Consider the following 19,668-nt stretch of genomic DNA (forward strand, 5'->3'; position numbering starts at 1 on the left):
CTCCCGGGCCGGCCCCCTGCGGGGTGCGGACGGCTTCAGCGGCGGGCGCTCAGCGGGCGCAGGTCGCTCCAGACCTCGTCGATCCGGGCCAGGCACTCCTCGCGGGTGCCGCCGGTGCCCTCCGGCCGCCAGCCGTCGGGGACGTCCCGGCCTGCGGGCCAGATCGAGTACTGCTCCTCGTCGTTGACGACGACGGTGAACACGGTGCCTCCTGGGGGGCGTCGGGGTGGGTGCGAAGGTACAGCGGTCAGCCGGACAGGTGGCCGGCGGCCTCGGCGTCGGAGAGCGCGTCGATCTCGGCGATCAGCAGCGCCTCGATCCGGGCGGCCAGCGCCGCCGGGGTGGGGCTCTCGAAGACGTCCCGGATCGGGACGTCCAGACCGACGGTGGACCGGATCCGGGCGGCGACCCTGGTCACCAGCAGTGAGTCGCCGCCGAGTTCGAAGAAGTCGTCGAGTGCGCCGACCTTCGGCACCCCCAGCACCTCCTGCCAGAGTTCGGCGACCAGCAGTTCGGCGTCCGTGCGCGGCGCAAGGTACTCGTTGCCGATGCCGGGGTCCGGGTCCGGCAGCGCCGCCAGGTCGAGCTTGCCGTTGGCGGTGAGCGGCAGCGCGGGCACGACGACCAGCGCGTCCGGGACCATGAACGCGGGCAGCCTGGCGGCCAGGTGCTCGCGCAGGGCCGCCGGGGACGGCGCCGCGCCCTGCCGGGGCACCGCGTAGCCGGTCAGCCGGCGGCCCTCGCGGACCACCACGGCCGCCCGGGCCACCGCCGGGTGGGCGGCCAGCGCGGTCTCGATCTCGGCCGGTTCGATCCGGTAGCCGCGGATCTTGACCTGGTCGTCGGCGCGGCCGAGGAAGTCCAGCCCGCCGTCGGCGCGCCAGCGCACCCGGTCGCCGGTGCGGTACATCCTGGCGTCCGGCCCGGCCGCCGGGCCCGCGAACGGGTCGGGCAGGAAGTGGGCGGCGGTCAGCTCCGGACGGCCGACGTAGCCCCGGGCCAACCCGGCTCCGCCGAGGAAGAGTTCGCCCTCGGAGCCGGCCGGCAGCAGCCCGCGCCGGGCGTCCAGCACGTAGCAGCGCACGCCGGGCAGCGGACGGCCCAGCGAGGGGCGGCGCAGCGCGTCCGCCGCGCCGAGCCCGGCGCTGGTGACGATGACGGTGGCCTCGGTCGGGCCGTAGGTGTTCACCAGCCGCACCCGGTCGCCGTGCCGCTCCCGCCAGGCGGCGACCGCCGCCGCGCCGGCCTCGGAGCCGCCGAGGATCACCAGGCGCAGCGCGGCCGGCCACGGCGCGTCGGCGCCGAGCGCGACCAGCTCCTGCCAGTAGGCGGTCGGCAGGTCGAGGACGGTGACGGCGGCGCCGCGCGGCGAGCGCAGCAGGTCGGGCAGCATCCGGCCGCCGCCGGGCAGCAGGACGCAGCAGGCGCCGGCGGCGAGCGCGGGCCAGATCTCCTCGGCGTGGGTGTCGAAGCCGGTGGAGGCGAACTGGACGATCCGGTCGCCCGGCCCGAGCGCGTAGCCGTCGCCGGCCATCCAGTCGACGCGCTCGGCGAGCGCGCCGTGTTCGACCAGGACGCCCTTGGGGGTGCCGGTGGAGCCGGAGGTGTAGAGGATGTACGCGGCGCCGGCCGGGTCGCTGCCGGGCAGCGGGGCGCCGGCCGGTGCGGCCCGGCCGGCGGCGGCCCAGTCGGCGGGCAGTGCGAGGACGGGCAGGCCGAGGTCGGGGGTGTCCCCGGCGGTCAGCAGCAGGCCCGCGCCGGCCTCGGCCGCCATCAGGCGCTGCCGCTCGGCGGGGTGGGCGCCGTCCAGCGGGAGGTAGCCGCCGCCCGCCTTCCAGATCGCGAGCAACGCCGTCACCAGGGCGAACGACGGCTCGATCCGGACGGCCACCGCGCGCCCCGCCTGCGGCCCGATGAGCTGCGCCAGCAGGGTGGAGCGGCGGTCGAGTTCGGCGTACGACAGGATCTCGCCGTCGTACTCCAGCGCGTCGGCGCCGGGCCGGGCGGCGACCTGCTCGGCGAAGCGCTCCAGCACCGGGCGGGCGGCGGCCGTGAGCGCGGGCCCGGCCCCCTGGGCGAGCAGGGCGGCCCGCTCGTCGGGGCCGAGCAGCCAGTCACCGTGGACGGGCAGCTCCGGGTCCTCGACGACCCGGGTGAGCAGGGTGCGGCAACGGCGGGCCAGCGCCTCGACGGTGGGGCGCTCGAAGACCTCCAGGTCGAAGCAGAAGGACAGCGTGAGGCCGTCGCCGCTGCGCCAACTGTCCAGCATGACATCGGCCTTGGCCTGCCGGAACCCGGAGTCCAGGTCGCCGGTGCGCACGCCTGCCGGTACCGGGTCGGCGCCGGTGCCCGCCAGTTCGTGCTGGCTCTGCAGGACGAACAGCGTCTGGTAGAGCGGCGGGACACCCGGCAGGTTGGGCAGGTCCAGGGCGTTGGCGAGCCGCTCGACCGGCACGTCCTGGTGGCCGAGCGCCGCCATGGTGGCGGACCTGACCCGGCGCAGCACCGTCCGGAAGTCCGGCTCGCCGGTGAGGTCGGCGCGGATCACGGCGGTACGGGTGAAGTAGCCGAGCAGCGCCTCGTGGGCGACCTCGTTGCGCCCGGCGAGCGGGGTGCCGACGGTGAAGTCGTCCTGGCCCGTCCAGCGGGCCAGCACGGTCTGGTAGACGGCGAGCAGCACCATGAACGGGGTGCAGCGCTGCTCCCTGGCGAGCCGGTCGAGGCCCGCGGTGAGCTCCGCGTCGAGGACGAGGTCGACGAATCCGGCCGGGTGGGCGGGGGCGGCGGGCCGGGGGTGGTCGGCGGGCAGCCGCAGCGGGGCGGTGCCGGCCAGCCGGTCGTACCAGTGCCGGAAGGCCTCCTCGGCGGCGCCGGCGGCCGTCGTCCTGGCCTGTTCGGCGCGGGCGTAGTCGCCGTACTGGAGGGTGGGTTCGGGCAGGCCGGCCGGGGCCTCGCCGAGTTCGTCCCGGTAGAGGGCGAGCAGTTCGCGCCACATCGTCCGGGCGGACCAGCCGTCCGAGATGATGTGGTGCAGGGTGATGCAGACGGCGTGGTCCTGCTCGTCGGCGTGCAGCACGACCGCTCGCAGCGGCGGGCGCCCCGCCAGGTCGAACGGCGCGTTCACGTGGGGCGCGACGGCCTCGGTGAACCGGGCCTCCAGCTGCTCCGGCGTCTCACCGGCCACGGTGGGCAGCTGCTCCGAGTCGATGGCCACCGGGCCTGCCGGGTCGACGAGTTGGACGGGCTCCTCGCCGGCCAGCGCGAAGCGGGTGCGCAGGATCTCGTGCCGGGCCACCAGCCGGGTGAGGGCGGCGCGCAGGGCGGGCAGGTCCAGCGGGCCGGTCCAGCGGCGCACCAGGTACATGTTGAACCCGGCGTCTTCCGGGTGCAGTTGGCCGAGGAACCAGAGCCGGCGCTGGTCGGCCGTCAGCGGGTGGCTGCGGACGCGGGGGTCGGGCTCGGGGGCGTCAGGCACGGGGCACCTCGGTGGTCGCACGGGCTTGCAGGGTCTCCAGGCCGACCAGGTCGTCGGACTGGGCGTCCGGGACTTCCCGGTCGAACCGGGCCAGGACGGGGATGCGCAGGCTGACCAGCGCGAGTGCGGCCATGGCGAGGCCGAACACCAGGTACAGCAGGCCGATCCCGCGCCCGTCGCCGGTGCCGATCAGGCTGCCGACCGTGCCCGCCAGCGCGCCGCCGTCGTCCATCAGGGGCTGGAGCAGCTGCGGCCCGAGCGGGGCGACCACGGCGAAGCCGATCGGCAGGGTCGACCAGGCGACCATGGTGTTGACCGCGATCACCCTGCCGTGGAAGCGCAGCGGCACCTTGGTCTGGATGATCGTCGCGTAGACGCCGTTGACCAGGCCGAGGCCGAAGGCCATCCCGAAGGCGCCGAGCGCGACCACGGGGATCGACGGACGCAGGCCGGTGACCAGGCAGGCGGCGGCCAGGCCGAGGGTGGCCAGCAGCATGCCGCGCAGCCGCTGCTGCCGGGGCCCGCCCCACAGCAGCAGGGTGAGCCCGCCGAGGACGGCGCCGACGCCGGCGGCGGTGGCCACCCAGCCGGTGTCGCCCAGCGAGCCGAAGGACAGCACCAGCGGGCCGGTGAGCAGGAACAGCGGGGAGAGGAAGATGTTCAGCACGGCGAAGAACAGCAGCATCGCGCGGAAGTGCGGGCTGCCGAGCGAGCGCCGGAACCCGGCCCTGATCTCCGCGCCGACCGACTCGCGCCTCGTCCAGGCCATCGCCTGCGGGAAGCGCACGGCCAGGGTGACGGCGAACGCGATGCTGTAGCTGACCACGTCGATGGTGAGGATGCCGCCGAGGCCGATCCCGGCGAGCAGGCCGACCGCGAACACCGGCACCAGGAACTGCGCGAAGCCGAAGGCCATCTGGACGACGCCGTTGGCGCGGCCCAGGAAGCGCTTGGGCACCAGCTGCGGCACCGCCGAGCCCCAGGCGAGGCGTTGGAAGGTGAGCGCGGTGGAGAGCACGCCGATCAGCACGTACGCGTGCCAGACCTCCAGCGCGCCGGCCAGGAAGAGGACGAGCATGACGGCCTGGGTCAGCCCGGCCGCGATGTCGCCGCCCATCATGATCCGGCGGCGGTCGCCGCGGTCGACCATGGCGCCGGCCAGCGGCGCGGCCAGGATGCCGGGGACGAGGCCGCAGGCGGCGAGCAGGCCGAACTGGGCCAGCGAGCCGGTCTGCAGGTAGATCCAGAGCGGCAGGGCGAACTCGGTGAGCGCCGAGCCGATCATCGACAGCTGCTGGCCGAAGGCGACGGTCAGGAAGCGCCGCATGCTCGGCCGGACGACGCCGGGGGTGTCCGGTGGCGCGTCGTCGGAGCGGGAGACGTCCTCCAGCCACCAGGTCGCCTCGTCGGTGCGGTGGTGGCGGTCCTCGGCGCCGTCGGCGATCGAGCGGTGCACCTCGGTGAGGACGGTGGCCAGCTCCTCGGCCCGGTACTTGAGGTAGAAGTGCCCGGCCTCGTCGAGCACGACCACGGCGGCGGTGCCGGTGAGGCGGTGCCACTCGCGGAACCGCTCCTGGTAGAACTCGGTGGCCGGGTCGCGGTCGCCGACGACCGAGATCACCGGCGCGCGCAGACCGCCGCCCTCGCTCGCGAAGACCCGGGTGAAGTACCGCTCGGCCTCCTTGGTGCCGACCCGGCGGTTGCTGACGATCAGGCGCAGCTGCTCGGGGTCGGTCTCCTCGACGTCGAGGCCGGCCGCCGCGAGGGCGTTGATCATGTCCTGGTCGCTGCGCAGCCGGTCGGCGATCTCCGCGAACCGCTCGGCGACGGCCGAGCCGCGGCCCGCCGGGCGGGCGAACGGGAAGATGCCGCCGAGGTGGACGGCCTCGACCTCGCGGCCCGCCTCCTCCAGCCGGCGGGCGATCTCGACGGTCAGCATGACGCCGAGGCCGCAGTGCCCGTACAGCACGATCTTTCCCTCGATGCCGTCGAGGATCTCCTCGGCGCAGTGCTCGGCGACCTCCTCGATCGGCATCGGCTCCTCGCCCAGCTCGTGGCCCGGCACGGCGATGGAGTGCAGCGCCCACTCGGCCGGCAGCGCGTCGGCGAGCGGCTTGTAGATCAGCGCGCTGCCGCCGCCGTAGGGGGCGCAGACGATGCTGGCGGTGGTGCGGCGCTGCGGGGTGAGCCGGTGCAGCAGGCTGCGCGGGCCGCGGTCGGTCTCGGGGGCGGTGACCAGGGCGGCGAGCGCGCGGACGGTGGAGTGCTTGAAGAGGTCCATCACCCCGATGGGGGTGGCGAGTCCGGGGTGGGCCCGGCGCATCCGGGCGACCACCTGGGTGGCCAGCAGGGAGTGCCCGCCGAGTTCGAAGAAGTCGTCCAGGGCGCCGATCCGGGGTACGTCGAGCAGGTCGGCCCACATGGCGGCGACGAACTCCTCGACCTCGCCGTCCGGTGCCTCCCAGGCGGAGGAGGAGGCGGCCTCCTCGGGCTCGGGCAGGGCCGCGCGGTCCACCTTGCCGTGGGCCAGCAGCGGCAGGCGGTCGAGGACCACGAAGCGGGCCGGGATCATGTAGTCCGGCAGCAGGTCGAGCAGGGCCGCGCGCAGGTCGGCGCCGGCCGGTGCGGCCCCCTCCCCCGGGTGCTCCAGGTAGGCGACGAGGTTCTGCCGCAGGCCCTCGCCCCGGGCCAGCACCACGGCCTGGGTGATGCCCGGCAGCGCGGTCAGGGCGGCCTCGATCTCGCCGGGCTCGACGCGGTAGCCGCGCACCTTGATCTGGTGGTCGCCGCGGCCGAGGTAGTCGAGGCTGCCTCCCGCGGCCTCCGGCCCGGCGGGCCCCCGTGCGCGCCAGCGCGCGAGGTCGCCGGTGCGGTACATCCTGGCGCCGGGCCCGGCGTACGGGTCGGGCAGGAAGCGCTCGCCGGTCAGCCCGGGGCGGCCGAGGTAGCCGCGTGCGAGCCGGTCGCCGCCGAGGTACAGCTCGCCGGTGACGCCGGGCGGGACGGGCCGCAGGTTCTCGTCCAGGACGTAGCAGCGGGCGCCGGCCAGCGGGCGGCCGATCGGGGTGTTGCCGGCGCCGGCCCCTTCGGGCAGCACCTCGTGGACGGTGACGCCGACGGTGGCCTCGGTCGGGCCGTAGTGGTTGAACACGGCGCAGCGGCCGTACCCGGCGAGTTCGGCGGCCCAGCCGGCCGCGCTGGCCTCGCCGCCGAGCACCAGGGCCCGGCGCGGGAGCAGCCGTTCGACTGGGACGTCGGCGGTGAGTGCGGCGAGGTGGGACGGGGTCATCTTCAGGTAGTCGATGCCGTCCTGTTCGAGGTGTTCGGCGAGCTCGACGCCGGCGATCCGGCGGGGCAGCAGGTGCACCCGGCCGCCGGTGGAGAGGGCCAGGTAGAGCATGGTGATGCTGAAGTCGAAGGAGAGCGACTGCAGCAGGCCGTAGCTCGCGCCGGGCTCGATCCGCAGCCGCTCCCCCACCCCGGCCAGGTAGTTGAGGATCTGCCGGTGCTGGACGGCGACGCCCTTGGGGGTGCCGGTGGAGCCGGAGGTGTAGATGACGTACGCGAGGTCGTCCGGGCCCGAGGTCTCGGGCAGCGGGGTGTCGTCGCCGTCGGCCGGTTCGGTGTCGGTCAGGATCCGCGGGCCGGCGAACTCCGTGAAACGGCCGCCGAGTCCGGTGTCGGTGATGAGCACGGCGGCGCCGGAGTCGGCGACCAGGTGGCCGAGCCGGGCGGGCGGCGCCTCCGGGTCGAGCGGCAGGTAGCCGCCGCCGGCCTTGAGCACGGCGACCAGGGCGACGGCGAGTTCGGGCGACTGTTCGAGGCAGACCGCGACCCGGCTGTCCGGCCGCACTCCGAGGTCGCGCAGGCGGCGCGCCAGCCTGTTGGCGGCGGCGTCGAGTTCACCGTGGGTGAGGGTGCGGTCGGCGAAGACCAGGGCGGGCGCGGCGGGGGTGCGGGCGGCCGTCTCGGCGAGCAGCGCGGTGAGGGTGCTGGGCCCGTCGGTGGGCAGGGCGGGGCCGGTGGCCCAGCTGCCGAGGACGGCGGACCGCTCATCGGGGGTGAGGATCGGGAGGTCGGCGATCGCGACGTCCGGGTCGGCGACGGCGGCGGTGACGAGGATCTCGAAGCGCTCGGCGAGGCGTTGGACGGTGGCGGCGTCGAACAGGTCGGTGCGGTAGGTGAGGACGCCCTGCAGGCCCTGCTCCAGCTCGGTCAGGTAGAGCGCGAGGTCGTAGTGGGTGGTGGCGGCCTCGTACGTGAAGCCCTCGAAGCCGAGCGTGCCGGAGGGCGCGGCGGTGCGCTCGCCGTAGTTCTGGTAGGCGAAGGTGCTCTGGAAGACGGCGGCGCGGCTGACGTCCCGCTCGACGGCGAGGTCGGTGACCATCTGCTCGAACGGCACCTCCTGGTGCGCGTAGGCGTCGAGGGTGCTCTCCCGGACCTTGCTGACCAGCCGGCCGAAGGTGAGGTCACCGGAGAGCCGGGCCCGGATCGGCAGCATGTTGACGAACGGGCCGACCACGCCTTCGAGTTCGCGGTGCAGGCGGCCGGCCACCGGGGAGCCGACGGCGAAGTCCTGCTGCCCGCTGTGCCGCCCCAGCAGCACCTGGAACGCGGCCATCACCACCATGTACCGGGACGCGCCGTAGGCGCGGGACAACTCGCCTATCCGGTCGGCGAGTTCGCCGCTCCAGCGAAATCCCAGGGCGGCCCCCTCGAAGGTCAGGACGGGCGGGCGCGGCCGGTCGGCGGGCAGCTCCAGCGCGGGGACGGCGTCGAGTTCGCCGCGCCAGTAGGCGCGGGAGCCGGCCAGCGCGCCGCCCTCCAGCCGGGAGCGCTGCCAGCGGGAGTAGTCGCCGAACTGCGCCTCCGGCTCGGGCAGCGCGGCGCCCCGCCCGCCGCCGAGGTGGTGGTCGTACAGGACGGAGAGTTCGCGGTTCAGGATGTCGACCGACCAGCCGTCGCAGGCGATGTGGTGCATCACGAGCGCGAGCACGTGGTCGTCCGGGCCGATCCGGACCAGCAGCGCGCGCAGCAGCGGCCCGGTGGCGAGGTCGAACGGCTCGGCGACGGCGCTCTGGATGACGGCCGCGGCCCGGCGCTCCGCGTCCGGCTCGGCGCCGTCCTCCGCCGTGGAGACGTCGACGTAGCGGGCCGGGAACGGCGCCGGCTCCGCGACGCTCACTCCGGCGATGCCGTCCTCGGTCGCCGGGAAGGCCATCCGCAGGCTCTCGTGGCGGGCCACCAGGTCGGTCAGCGCGGCGTCGAGGGCCGGCCGGTCGAGCGGCCCGCGCAGCCGGCGGGACGGGGCGAGCGCGTACGCGGCGCTGCCGGGGGCGAACTGCTCCATGAACCAGAGCCGCTCCTGCCCGCTGGACAGCGGCGGGGCCGCTCCGGCCGGGCGCCGCTCGACCGTCCGGGCGGGGGCGGCCGCACCTCTGAGTCGCTGGGCGAGCAGCGCCCGCTTGGTGGCGGACCAGTCCGCGGGGAGGTCCTGGGTATCACTCATCGGTGTCCTGTTCGAGCGCGCTGGGGAAGCGAGGGGCGGGAGGCGGACGGCGGGCGCGGTTCGCGCTCCGGTCAGATCCGGTCCTGGACGGCACGGGCGATGCCCGCGACGGTCGGCGTGTCGAAGAAGAGGTCGAAGTCCAGTTCGACCGCGAGGGCCTGCCGGATCCGGGCACTGATCTGGATGATCGTCAGCGAGTGGCCGCCGAGGTCGAACAGGTCGTCGTCCGGACCGATGTCCGGCAGGTCCAGGACCTCGGCCCAGATCTGCCGGACCGCCTCCGTCACCGGGTCCGCCGCCGCGTCCGTGGCGTCCGGGCCGGTGGCCGGCGGCCCGGCCGGGGCGGGCGCCTCGCGGGGCGGGACGGGCAGCGCCCGGCGGTCGAGCTTGCCGTTCGGCGTCAGCGGCAGCCGCTCCAGCCGGACGAAGCGCTGCGGCGCCATCGCCCCGGGCAGGGTGCGCAGCAGGTGCTCGCGCAGCTCGGCGGCGGCGGGCTCGGCGACGCCGGCGGCGACCGTCAGGTAGCCGGCGAGGTAGGGCTCGCCGGCGGCGTCCTCGTGCACGGCGACGGCGGCCTCGGCGACGGCCGGGTGCTCCAGCAGCCGGGCCTCGATCTCGCCGAGTTCGATCCGGTGGCCGCGGATCTTGACCTGGTTGTCGATCCGGCCGAGGAAGTCCAGCTCGCCGTCCGGGGTCCAGGCGGCCAGGTCGCCGGTGCGGTAGAGCCGCGAGCCGGGCGGGCCGAACGGGTCGGGGACGAAGCGCTCGGCGGTCAGGCCGGGCCGGCCGAGGTAGCCCCGGGCGACGCCGTCGCCGCCGAGCAGCAGCTCCCCGGGCACCCCGAGCGGGGTGGGCCGCAGCTGCTCGTCCACCACGTACGCCCGGGTGTTGGCGATCGGGCGGCCGATGCCGACGGCCGAGGGGCTGCGCGGGATCTCGGCGCAGGTGGACCAGATGGTGGTCTCGGTCGGGCCGTACACGTTGAGCAGCCGGGCGACGGCCGCGCGCAGTTCGCGGGCGAGCGGCAGCGGCAGCGCCTCGCCGCCGGCGAGCGCGACCAGGCCGGTCTCCCCCGGCTCGGCGCCGAGCAGCACCCGCCAGCCGGACGGCGTGGCCTGGACGTGGGTGACGCCCTCGCGGCGGATCAGGCGCAGCAGGCCGGCGCCGTCCACCGCCAGACCGTCGGGGGCGAGCACCAGGCGGCCGCCGGTGATCAGCGGCAGGTAGAGCTCCAGGGCGGAGATGTCGAAGGAGAGCGAGGTGAGGCCGAGCCAGACGTCCTGCGGGCCGGAGCCCAGCCGGGCGGCGAAGGAGGTGAGCAGGTTGACCAGGGCCCGGTGGCCGACGGCGACGCCCTTGGGGCGGCCGGTGGAGCCGGAGGTGTAGAGCACGTAGGCGAGGTCGCCGGGGCCCGGGCCGGCCGGCGCGGCGGACGGCGCCGGGAGCGCGGCGGCCTGGTCGAGCCGGAGCACCGCCGGCGCCACGGCGGCGAGTTCCGGCGAGGGCTCGCGGTCGGCGAGCAGCAGGGCCGCGCCGGAGTCGGCGAGGACGTGGGCGAGGCGCTCCTGCGGGTAGCCGGGGTCGAGCGGCAGGTAGGCGGCGCCGGCGGCGAGCACGGCGAGCAGCGCGACGGGCAGCGCGGCGGTGCGGTCGAGGTGGAGGCCGACCAGGTCGCCCGGCCCGGTACCGGCGGCCCGCAGGGTGGCGGCAAGGTGGTCGGCGCGGGCGGTCAGCTCCCGGTAGGTGAGCTGCTCCTCGCCCGCGCTGACGGCGACGGCGTCCGGTGCCAGCAGGGCCCGTTCGCGGACCAGGTCCAGCACGGTGCGGTCGGCGGGGTAGGCGCTCGCGGTGGCGTTCGGGCCGTCGGTGACGGCGCGGTACTCCTGCTGGTCGAGCAGCGGCAGGGCGGCGACCGCGGTCGCGGGCTCGGCGACGGCCCCGCCCAGCAGCGTGGCGTAGTGGCGGGCGATCCGCCGGGCGGCGTCGGGCGCCAGTGCCCCGGGGTCGTACTGGAGGCCGAAGCGGGTGCCGTCCGGTCCGTCGACGACCTGGAGGTTGAGGGTGTTGCGGGCGGTCCGGTTGAAGACCGCCCAGTCGGTCCGGGCGCCGGCGCCGTCGAAGACCGGGTCCGGACCGCGCCGGCGGTAGCCGAGCGAGACGGCGGTCAGGCCGACGCGGGGGGTCAGTCCGGAGACGGCCGCGCCGAACGGGACGCCGCGGAAGGGATAGCCGCCGCGCAGCTCGGCCCGGACGGCGCGGGCGTAGTCGGCGAAGGCGGTCGCCGGCGGGAGTCCGGCAGGGGCGTGGACGGGCAGCTCGTTGACGAACAGGCCTATCTCGCTGTCGAGTTCGGGCGTGCGGGTGGACAGCGGGACGGACACCGCGGCGCCGGCGCCGCCGTAGCGCAGCAGCAGGGCGTGCAGGGCGGCGAGCAGGAACTCGAAGACGGTGACGCCGGCCCCGGCGGCCGCCCCGGCCAGGGCCGTGCGGCCGGCCGCGTCGAGCTGCCAGTCGACGACGTCGCCCGGTCCGGCGTCCGTGGTGGTACGGGTGGCGCCCGGCAGGACGGGCTCGGCGGCGGCGGCCCAGCGCGGGCCGAACCACTGCGCGGCCCGGGCGACGGTGGCGGGGTCGGGTTCGCCGGCCGGGGCGGCCACGGGTGCGCCGGCCGGGGCGGGGGCCTCGCCGCGCAGGGCGGCGCGGTAGCCGGCGGCCAGGTCGCGGACCAGGATCTCCTTGGAGACGCCGTCGAACACCGCGTGGTGGGCCACCGTGAGCAGCTCGGCCCGGCCGTCGGGCCGGTGGTACAGGGTGAAGCGGGCGAGCGGGCCGAGGTCGAGGCGGAACGGACGGGCCGCGTCCTCCTCCACCCGCTTCTGGAAGTCCGCCGGGCCGTCCGCGACGGCGTCGACGGTGGCCAGCGCCGGTGGCCGCCCGGCCGTCACCGGCCGGACCCCGTCCGGGTGCTCCGCCATGGCCAGCCCCAGTGCCGGGTGACGGCCGGTCACGTACCGCACGGCGGCGGCCAGGGCATCGGCGTCGATCCGGTCGAAGGAGATCCGGACCGGCAGGTGGTAGGCCTCGCGGGCGAGGCCCAGCCGCTCGGTCAGCCAGACCCCCTGCTGGGCCGGGGTCGCGGCGTGCTCGGGGTGCGGGTGGCCGGTGGTCTGTGCGGGAGGGGGTGCGGGGATGTGCGCGGGCATCAACGGCTCACTTCGACGGTCGACGGTGCGGGAGCACACGCCCGGACGGCGACGTACGCCGGCAGCCGGGCTGTGGTGGTGGGACGGGCGGCAGGGCGCGGGGCCGGGCCCCGCAGCGGGGGCCGGTCGCCGGCCGTGACGGTCCGGCGGAGCCGCCCTCCCGGGCATACGCGTGGCACACCCGGCGGCTCCGGCGCCCTCCCCACGGAAGACCTCTGGTCCAGACCTTCCGAGAGATTGGCATAGACCATATGAGCCGTCAAGGAGTGTTCGTGAACGCTCGGTGACACCCCATTCACATTGCTGTACAGCGACAATGACCATTCGTCACCCCGGGGCGGACGGCCATGCCGATCGCTCCCGAACTCACGGCCCGCCGATGGTCATCCTTGAAGTTTGGACGTTCTTGCCCGGGCCATTACGCGCCCAGCACCTGCGCCAGGTCGTACGAGACCGGCTCCTCCAGCTGGGCGTACGTGCAGCTCTCCGGAGTGCGGTCCGGGCGCCAGCGCTTGAACTGCGCGGTGTGCCGGAACCGGGTGCCCTCCATGTGGTCGTACCCGACCTCGCAGACCCGCTCCGGGCGCAGCGCCACCCAGGAGAGGTCCTTGCCGCCCGTCCAGCGGCTCTGCGCGCCGGGGAGCCGGCCGGAGGCCTGCGCCTCCTCCTCGGCCCAGGCCGCCCAGGGGTGCCCGGCCAGGCCGTCCAGGCGCAGCGGCGCCAGCTCCTCGACGAGTTCGCGGCGGCGGGCCATCGGGAACGCCGCGCAGACGCCGACGTGCTGGAGCCGCCCGTCGGCGTCGTACAGGCCGAGCAGCAGCGAGCCGACCACCGGGCCGCTCTTGTGCTCGCGGTAGCCGGCCACCACGCAGTCGGCCGTCCGGCCGTGCTTGACCTTGAACATCGTCCGCTCCCCCGGCCGGTACGGCTGGTCCAGCGGCTTGGCGACCACGCCGTCCAGCCCGGCGCCCTCGAACCGGGAGAACCAGGTGCCGGCCAGCTCGGGGTCGGTGGTGGCCGGGGCGGTGAAGACCGGGTCGGCCGCGCCCGCCAGCGCGTCCACCAGGGCCGGCCGGCGGATCTCCAGCGGGGCCTCCAGCAGTGACCGCGTGCCGAGCGCCAGCAGGTCGAAGGCGACGAAGGAGGCCGGGGTGCGCTCGGCGAGCGTGCGGACCCGGGAGGCGGCGGGGTGGATCCGCTCCAGCAGCTCCTCGAACCTCAGCCGGCCGTCGCGGGCGATGACGATCTCCCCGTCGACCACGCAGCGCGGCGGCAGCTCACTGCGCAGGGCCGCCACCAGCTCGGGGAAGTACCTGGTCAGCGGCTTGCCGGTGCGGCTGCCGAGTTCGACCTCGTCGCCGTCCCGGAAGACGATCGCGCGGAAGCCGTCCCATTTGGCCTCGTACTGCATGCCCGGCGGGATCGCGGGCACCGCCTTGGCGAGCATCGGCGCGACCGGCGGCATCACAGGCAGGTCCATGCCTTCGATGGTGCCGCCGCCCGGCCCGGAGCGCGCGGGGAGAGCACGGGGACGGCGCGGGGAGACCGCAGGGGCGCCCGGGCCGCGGCGGGCTCCGGGCGCGCGCGCAGGCCCGTCGGCCTAGCGTGGACGCCATGGCCGGAAAAGCTGTGGAGCTGGATGTCGCCGGGCGCAGCGTCCGGCTGTCGAATCCCGACAAGGTGTACTTCCCCGAGCGGGGCTACACCAAGCTGGACGTCGCGCAGTACTACCTCGCGGTGGCCGAGGGGGTGCTGCGGGGGCTGCGCGAGCGGCCGACCACGCTGCAGCGCTTCCCGGACGGCGTGGACGGTGAGTTCTTCTACCAGAAACGCGCGCCCAAGGGCCTGCCGGAGTGGCTGCCGACCGCGCGGATCAGCTTCCCGAGCGGCCGCTCGGCGGACGAGATCTGCCCGACCGAGCCCGCCGCCGTGCTCTGGGCGGCGAACCTCGGCTGCCTGACCTTCCACCCGTGGCCGGTGCGGCGCGCCGACACCGAGCACCCGGACGAGCTGCGGATCGACCTGGACCCGCAGCCGGGCACCGACTTCCACGACGCCGTCCGGGCCGCGCACGAGCTGCGCGCCCTGCTGGCCGAGCACGGCATGCGGGGCTGGCCGAAGACCTCGGGCGGGCGCGGCCTGCACGTGTACGTGCCGGTGGAGCCGCGCTGGACGTTCACCGACTGCCGGCACGCCGTGATCGCGCTCGGCCGGGAGCTGGAGCGGCGGATGCCCGGGCAGGTCACCACGGCGTGGTGGAAGGAGGAGCGCGGCGAGAAGATCTTCGTGGACTACAACCAGATGGCCCGGGACCGCACGATCGCCTCCGCCTACTCCCTGCGTGCCCGGCCCGGGGCCACCGCCTCGACGCCGCTGCACTGGGAGGAGCTGGACGACGCCTCGCCCGAGGACTTCGACCTGCGGACGGTACCGGCCCGGTTCGCCGAGGTCGGCGACCTTCAGGCGGGGATGGACGGGCAGGCGTTCGCGCTCGATCCGCTGCTGGAGCTCTACGAGCGGCAGGCGCAGGAGGAGGGCATGGGCGAGCTGCCCTACCCGCCCGACCACCCCAAGGCGGCGGGCGAGCCGACCCGCGTCCAGCCCAGCCGGGCCCGCAAGCAGTGACTCATCCCCTGGGCGCGGTGGAGGCGATGATCCTTACCGCCTCGGCGATCTGAGCGTCCGTCAGATCGCCGCGGGCGGTCAGCCGCAGCCGGGAGACACCGTCCGGCACGGACGGCGGGCGGAAGCAGCCGACCGCCAGGCCGGCGGTCCGGCAGTCGGCCGCCCAGGCGACGGCGGCCTCCGGGCCGGGGGCGCGGACCGAGACCACGGCCGCGTCGGGGGTGCTGGCGTCCAGCCCGGCCGCGGTGAGCCGCGCGGCGAGCGTCCGGGCGACCTCGCGGGCCCGCTCGGCCCGCTGCGGCTCCGCGCGCAGCAGGCGCAGCGCGCCGAGTGCGGCGCCGGCGGCGGCCGGGGCGAGGCCGGTGTCGAAGATGAAGGTGCGGGCCGTCTCGGTGAGGTGCCGGATGACCCGTCGCGGGCCCAGGACGGCGCCGCCCTGCGAGCCGAGCGACTTGGAGAGGGTGACGGTGGCGACGGTGTCCGGCTCCCCCGCGAGCCCGGCGGCGGCCAGCGCGCCCGCGCCGCCGGGGCCCAGGACGCCGAGCCCGTGGGCGTCGTCCACCAGCAGGGCGGCGCCGTGCGCGCGGGCGGCGGCGGAGAGCTCGGGCAGCCGGGCGGCGTTGCCGTCGACGGAGAAGACCGAGTCGGTGACGACCAGGGCCCGGCGGTGGCCGCGCCCGGCGAGGGCGGCGGCGACGGTGGCCGGGTCGCTGTGCGGCGCGCGCAGGACGTCGCTGCGCGACAGCCGGCAGCCGTCGATCAGGGAGGCGTGGTTGTAGGCGTCCGAGACGATCAGGGTGTCGGGGTCGGTGAGCGCGGTCAGCGCGGCGAGGTTCGCGGTGTAGCCGGAGGAGAACACCAGGGCCGCCTCGACGCCGCAGAACGCGGCGAGCTCGTCCTCCAGCTCGGTGTGCAGCGCAGTGGTGCCGGTGACCAGCCGGGAGCCGGTGGCGCCCGCGCCCCAGCGCAGCGCCGCGTCGGCGGCGGCGCGGGTGACGGCGGGGTGGCGGGTCAGCCCCAGGTAGTCGTTGCTCGCGAGGTCGAGCACCGGGTCGTCGGCGGGGCGGCTGCGCAGGGTCCGGGTCAGGCCGGCCGCGGCCCGCAGGCCGGCCGCCTCGTCGAGCCAGTCGAAGACGGCGGCCGGGGTGAGGGTCTGCTGCTCGGGCGCGCTGAAGTGGACCATGCGCGGCACTCTGGCACGGCCGGTGCGCAGCGGGCAATGTGCTCCGGCGCACACCGTGCGGGCGGGCCCGGAGCGGCGGCGGGCGGCCCCCGGCGCCGCGGGCTTTGCCCGGGGTGTGCGCGAACAGGCAAGATAGCCGGGTGACCCTCCTTGACCTGATGCCGAGCCCTGCCACTCCCGACGCGCTGTACGAGACCTTCGCCGCCTGGGCGGAGGAGCGCGGCATCACGCTGTACCCCGCCCAGGAGGAGGCGCTGATCGAGCTGGTCTCGGGGAACAACGTGATCCTGGCGACGCCGACGGGATCGGGGAAGAGCCTGGTGGCGGCGGGCGCGCACTTCGCCGCGCTGGCGGAGGGCAAGCGGACGTTCTACACCGCGCCGATCAAGGCGCTGGTGTCGGAGAAGTTCTTCGACCTCTGCAAGATGTTCGGCACCGAGCAGGTCGGCATGATGACCGGCGACGCGAGTGTGAACCCCACCGCGCCGATCATCTGCTGCACCGCCGAGGTGCTGGCGAACATCGCGCTGCGCGACGGGGCGCAGGCCGACGTCGGCCAGGTGGTGATGGACGAGTTCCACTTCTACGCGGAGCCGGACCGCGGCTGGGCCTGGCAGATCCCGATCCTGGAGCTGCCGCACGCGCAGTTCCTGCTGATGTCGGCCACCCTCGGCGACGTCCGCCGCTTCGAGGAGGACCTGAAGCGCCGCACCGGCCGCCCGACGACCGTCGTGCGCTCGGCGACCCGGCCGGTCCCGCTGTTCTACGAGTACCGCCGCACCACCATGCACGACACCCTGGAGGAGCTGCTGACGACCGGTCAGGCGCCGGTGTACGTCGTGCACTTCACCCAGAAGGAGGCGGTGGAGCGGGCGCAGTCGCTGATGAGCATCAACATGTGCTCGAAGGCGGAGAAGGACGCCATCGCCGCCCTGATCGGCAACTTCCGCTTCACCACCAAGTTCGGCCGCAACCTCTCGCGGTTCGTCCGGCACGGCATCGGCGTGCACCACGCGGGCATGCTGCCCAAGTACCGCCGGCTGGTGGAGCGCCTCGCCCAGGCCGGCCTGCTGAAGGTCATCTGCGGGACGGACACGCTCGGCGTCGGCGTCAACGTGCCGATCCGCACCGTGCTGTTCACCGCGCTCTCGAAGTACGACGGCATCCGGGTGCGCACCCTGCGGGCGCGCGAGTTCCACCAGATCGCCGGCCGGGCCGGGCGGGCCGGGTTCGACACCGTCGGCCAGGTCGCCGCGCAGGCACCTGAGCACGTGGTGGAGAACGACAAGGCGCTCTCCAAGGCCGGCGACGACCCGAAGAAGCGCCGCAAGGTCGTCCGCAAGAAGGCCCCCGAGGGCTTCGTGAGCTGGACGGAGGAGGGCTTCGAGAAGCTCATCGCCGCCGACCCGGAGCAACTGGTCTCCCGCTTCAAGGTCACCCACGCGATGCTGCTCTCGGTGATCGGCCGCCCCGGCAACGCCTTCGAGGCGATGCGCCACCTGCTGACCGACAACCACGAGGAGCGCTCCGCGCAGCGCCGGCACATCCGCAGCGCGATCGCGATCTACCGCTCACTGCTGGACGGCGGCGTGGTCGAGCGGCTGCCGGAGCCGGACGCGGACGGGCGGATCGTGCGCCTGACCGTCGACCTCCAGGAGAACTTCGCGCTCAACCAGCCGCTCTCCACCTTCTCGCTGGCCGCCTTCGAGCTGCTCGACCCGACCTCGCCCTCGTACGCGATGGACGTCGTCTCGGTGGTGGAGGCGACGCTCGACGACCCGCGGCAGATCCTCGCCTCGCAGCAGAACAAGGCGCGCGGCGAGGCGATCGGCGAGATGAAGCGCGACGGCGTCGAGTACGAGGAGCGGATGGAGCGGCTCCAGGAGATCACGTACCCGAAGCCGCTGGAGGAGCTGCTCAGCCACGCGTACGACGTCTACCGGCGGGCGCACCCGTGGATCGGCGACCACCCGCTGCAGCCCAAGTCGGTCGTCCGTGACCTGTACGAGCGGGCGATGACCTTCACCGACTACGTCGGCCACTACGACCTGGCCCGCACCGAGGGCATCGTGCTGCGCTACCTCGCCGGGGCGTTCAAGGCGCTGGAGCAGACCGTCCCCGAGGACATCAAGACCGACGACCTCAAGGACGTGATCGCCTGGCTGGGCGAGCTGGTCCGCCAGGTCGACTCCAGCCTGCTCGACGAGTGGGAGCAACTGGCCAACCCCACCGACCCGTTGGCGCCCGAGGTCACCCTGGACGACCGGCCGGCGCCGGTCACCGCGAACGAGCGGGCGTTCCGGGTGCTGGTGCGCAACGAGATGTTCCGCCGGGTGGAGCTGGCCGCGCTGGAGAACTACCACGCGCTGGGCGAGCTGGACGGCGAGTACGGCTGGGACGCCGACCGCTGGGCGGACGCCATGGACGCGTACTGGGAGGAGCACGACGACCTCTCCACCGGTCCGGACGCCCGCGGCCCCAAGATGCTGCTGATCGAGCAGGAGGAGGACGCCTGGCAGGTCCGGCAGATCTTCGAGGACCCGGCGGGCGACCACGACTGGGGCATCAGCGCCGAGGTCGACCTGCACGGCTCCAACGAGGAGGGCCGGGCGGTGCTGCGCGTCACCCGGGTCGACCGGATGGACGGCTGAGGCCGCGGAACGGCTGCGCCCCGGGGTTCCTGACGCATCATCAGGAACCCCGGGGCGTTCTTCCGTCAGGACCAGATGAACTGCGAGGCCGCCGCGTAGGAGATGGCCCGGGTCGCCGCGTCCAGCTGGCTCTCGGACACCGTGGGGGAGGCGGCGGGCGAGGCGGCGGCGCCGCCCGTCGCGCCGGGCGAGGCGGTGGCCGGGGCGGTGGTGTGGGCGTCCGCGAGGCGGGAGGCGGTGACGGTCAGGTAGTGGCCGACGGCCTCCACCCGCGGCGGCCGGACGGCCTTCGCGCCGCCGGCGGGGGCGGGCGCGGCGGAGGCGTCCGGGAGGATGAAGGCGATGGCCCCGGGGGCTCCCTCGCCGACGCGCAGCGCCTGCGCCGCCTTCTCGGCGGCGGCGTCGTCGGCGAAGCGCAGTACGGTGATGCTGCTGTACACGGGCTGGTCGACGCCGGTGAAGCTGACCGCGATGAATCCCTGGCAGCCGCTGTCGTGCAGCGGGTCGACGGCGCGGTCCTGCAGCACCTCGGCGCAGTCCTGGCCCTGGCGGACACCGAGGCGCCTGCCCCGGTAGCCGTCCGCCTCGATGGTGCGCTGGGCGGGGAAGTACCGGTCGGCGGTGAGGCCCTCCGGGTCCGTCACGGTCGGCGGCACCGGGTTGCCGAGGACCGGCGGGGTCTTGGTGGCGTCCGCACTGGACGGGCCGAGGCCGGGTATCCAGTCGCCGGGCTGCGGGCGGCTGACGATCCATCCGACTCCCGCGACCACCGCCACGACGACACACCACCCGAGGACCCGGACCGGGGTGCTGCGGGTCGCGGGGCGCGCCCGGTCCGGTCGTCCGTCTACTGCCTGGCCTGGCGTTTGGGGGTCGCGGTGCCCCTGCGTGGTCATGGCGCAGATTCTAAGCAGTGCGCCGGACGGGCCCGGCGGAGGGTGGCCACCGGCACGCCGCGAGCCCCTATCACTACGGTGCGCTCCGACACTGTGACAACTCGCACATCCTCTCGGGCATCTTTT

9 protein-coding genes are annotated in these 19,668 nt (G+C 75.1%); 2 read left to right on the forward strand and 7 right to left on the reverse strand.

Translation table 11 applies throughout. The features are described 5' to 3' along the window. Positions 1-35 precede the first annotated feature (35 nt). From ACFUK0_RS31710 to ACFUK0_RS31730, 5 genes are all read right to left on the reverse strand, one after another. Positions 36-251: an MbtH family protein gene (locus ACFUK0_RS31710; RefSeq protein ID WP_380255946.1), complete on the reverse strand. Its 216-nt coding sequence runs from the start codon at positions 249-251 to the stop codon at positions 36-38. Then, entirely contained in the window at positions 248-3,475 is a 3,228-nt protein-coding gene (locus ACFUK0_RS31715) for an amino acid adenylation domain-containing protein (protein WP_380255932.1), read from the reverse strand. Before ACFUK0_RS31715 ends, ACFUK0_RS31710 begins: the two co-directional genes overlap by 4 nt. Next, positions 3,468-8,984 carry an amino acid adenylation domain-containing protein gene (locus tag ACFUK0_RS31720; RefSeq protein ID WP_380255933.1) on the reverse strand — a complete coding sequence of 1,839 codons (5,517 nt, stop codon included), beginning with the start codon at positions 8,982-8,984 and terminating at the stop codon, positions 3,468-3,470. The genes ACFUK0_RS31715 and ACFUK0_RS31720 overlap by 8 nt, the downstream gene beginning before the upstream one ends. Positions 8,985-9,055: 71 nt before the next feature. After that, the gene (locus ACFUK0_RS31725; protein WP_380255934.1) at positions 9,056-12,187 is read right to left on the reverse strand and encodes an amino acid adenylation domain-containing protein; all 3,132 of its coding nucleotides are present in this window, start codon (positions 12,185-12,187) and stop codon (positions 9,056-9,058) included. Positions 12,188-12,605: 418 nt separating this feature from the next. Further along, positions 12,606-13,667: an ATP-dependent DNA ligase gene (locus ACFUK0_RS31730; protein ID WP_380255935.1), complete on the reverse strand. Its 1,062-nt coding sequence runs from the start codon at positions 13,665-13,667 to the stop codon at positions 12,606-12,608. Positions 13,668-13,801: 134 nt separating this feature from the next. Here ACFUK0_RS31730 and ligD point away from each other — a divergent pair, with 134 nt between their 5' ends. Continuing rightward, entirely contained in the window at positions 13,802-14,812 is a 1,011-nt protein-coding gene (gene ligD, locus ACFUK0_RS31735) for a non-homologous end-joining DNA ligase (protein ID WP_380255936.1), read from the forward strand. A gap of 1 nt (position 14,813) precedes the next feature. Here ligD and ACFUK0_RS31740 read toward each other — a convergent pair whose 3' ends face one another. Further along, complete coding sequence (locus ACFUK0_RS31740; RefSeq protein ID WP_380255937.1) at positions 14,814-15,995, reverse strand: 8-amino-7-oxononanoate synthase; 1,182 nt, start codon at positions 15,993-15,995, stop codon at positions 14,814-14,816. 158 nt (positions 15,996-16,153) lie between these two features. On the opposite strand from ACFUK0_RS31740, the gene ACFUK0_RS31745 reads away from it, so the two are divergent. Beyond that, positions 16,154-18,646 carry a DEAD/DEAH box helicase gene (locus tag ACFUK0_RS31745; RefSeq protein ID WP_380255947.1) on the forward strand — a complete coding sequence of 831 codons (2,493 nt, stop codon included), beginning with the start codon at positions 16,154-16,156 and terminating at the stop codon, positions 18,644-18,646. Positions 18,647-18,711: 65 nt separating this feature from the next. Here the strand turns inward: ACFUK0_RS31745 and ACFUK0_RS31750 are convergent, their stop codons facing one another. Then, positions 18,712-19,542, reverse strand: coding sequence for a hypothetical protein (locus tag ACFUK0_RS31750; protein WP_380255938.1), 831 nt, complete (start codon positions 19,540-19,542; stop codon positions 18,712-18,714). Positions 19,543-19,668: the final 126 nt, after the last annotated feature.

It is taken from the genome of Kitasatospora sp. NPDC057223, from assembly GCF_042669755.1.
GTDB lineage: Bacteria > Actinomycetota > Actinomycetes > Streptomycetales > Streptomycetaceae > Kitasatospora.

Coding starts and splice junctions, on each gene's coding strand:
- ACFUK0_RS31730 (WP_380255935.1), bottom strand. CDS start 13,667: ATGGACCTGCCTGTGATGCCGCCGGTCGCGCCGATGCTCGCCAAGGCG.
- ACFUK0_RS31720 (WP_380255933.1), bottom strand. CDS start 8,984: ATGAGTGATACCCAGGACCTCCCCGCGGACTGGTCCGCCACCAAGCGG.
- ACFUK0_RS31750 (WP_380255938.1), bottom strand. CDS start 19,542: ATGACCACGCAGGGGCACCGCGACCCCCAAACGCCAGGCCAGGCAGTA.
- ligD (WP_380255936.1), top strand. CDS start 13,802: ATGGCCGGAAAAGCTGTGGAGCTGGATGTCGCCGGGCGCAGCGTCCGG.
- ACFUK0_RS31745 (WP_380255947.1), top strand. CDS start 16,154: ATGCCGAGCCCTGCCACTCCCGACGCGCTGTACGAGACCTTCGCCGCC.
- ACFUK0_RS31740 (WP_380255937.1), bottom strand. CDS start 15,995: ATGGTCCACTTCAGCGCGCCCGAGCAGCAGACCCTCACCCCGGCCGCC.
- ACFUK0_RS31725 (WP_380255934.1), bottom strand. CDS start 12,187: ATGCCCGCGCACATCCCCGCACCCCCTCCCGCACAGACCACCGGCCAC.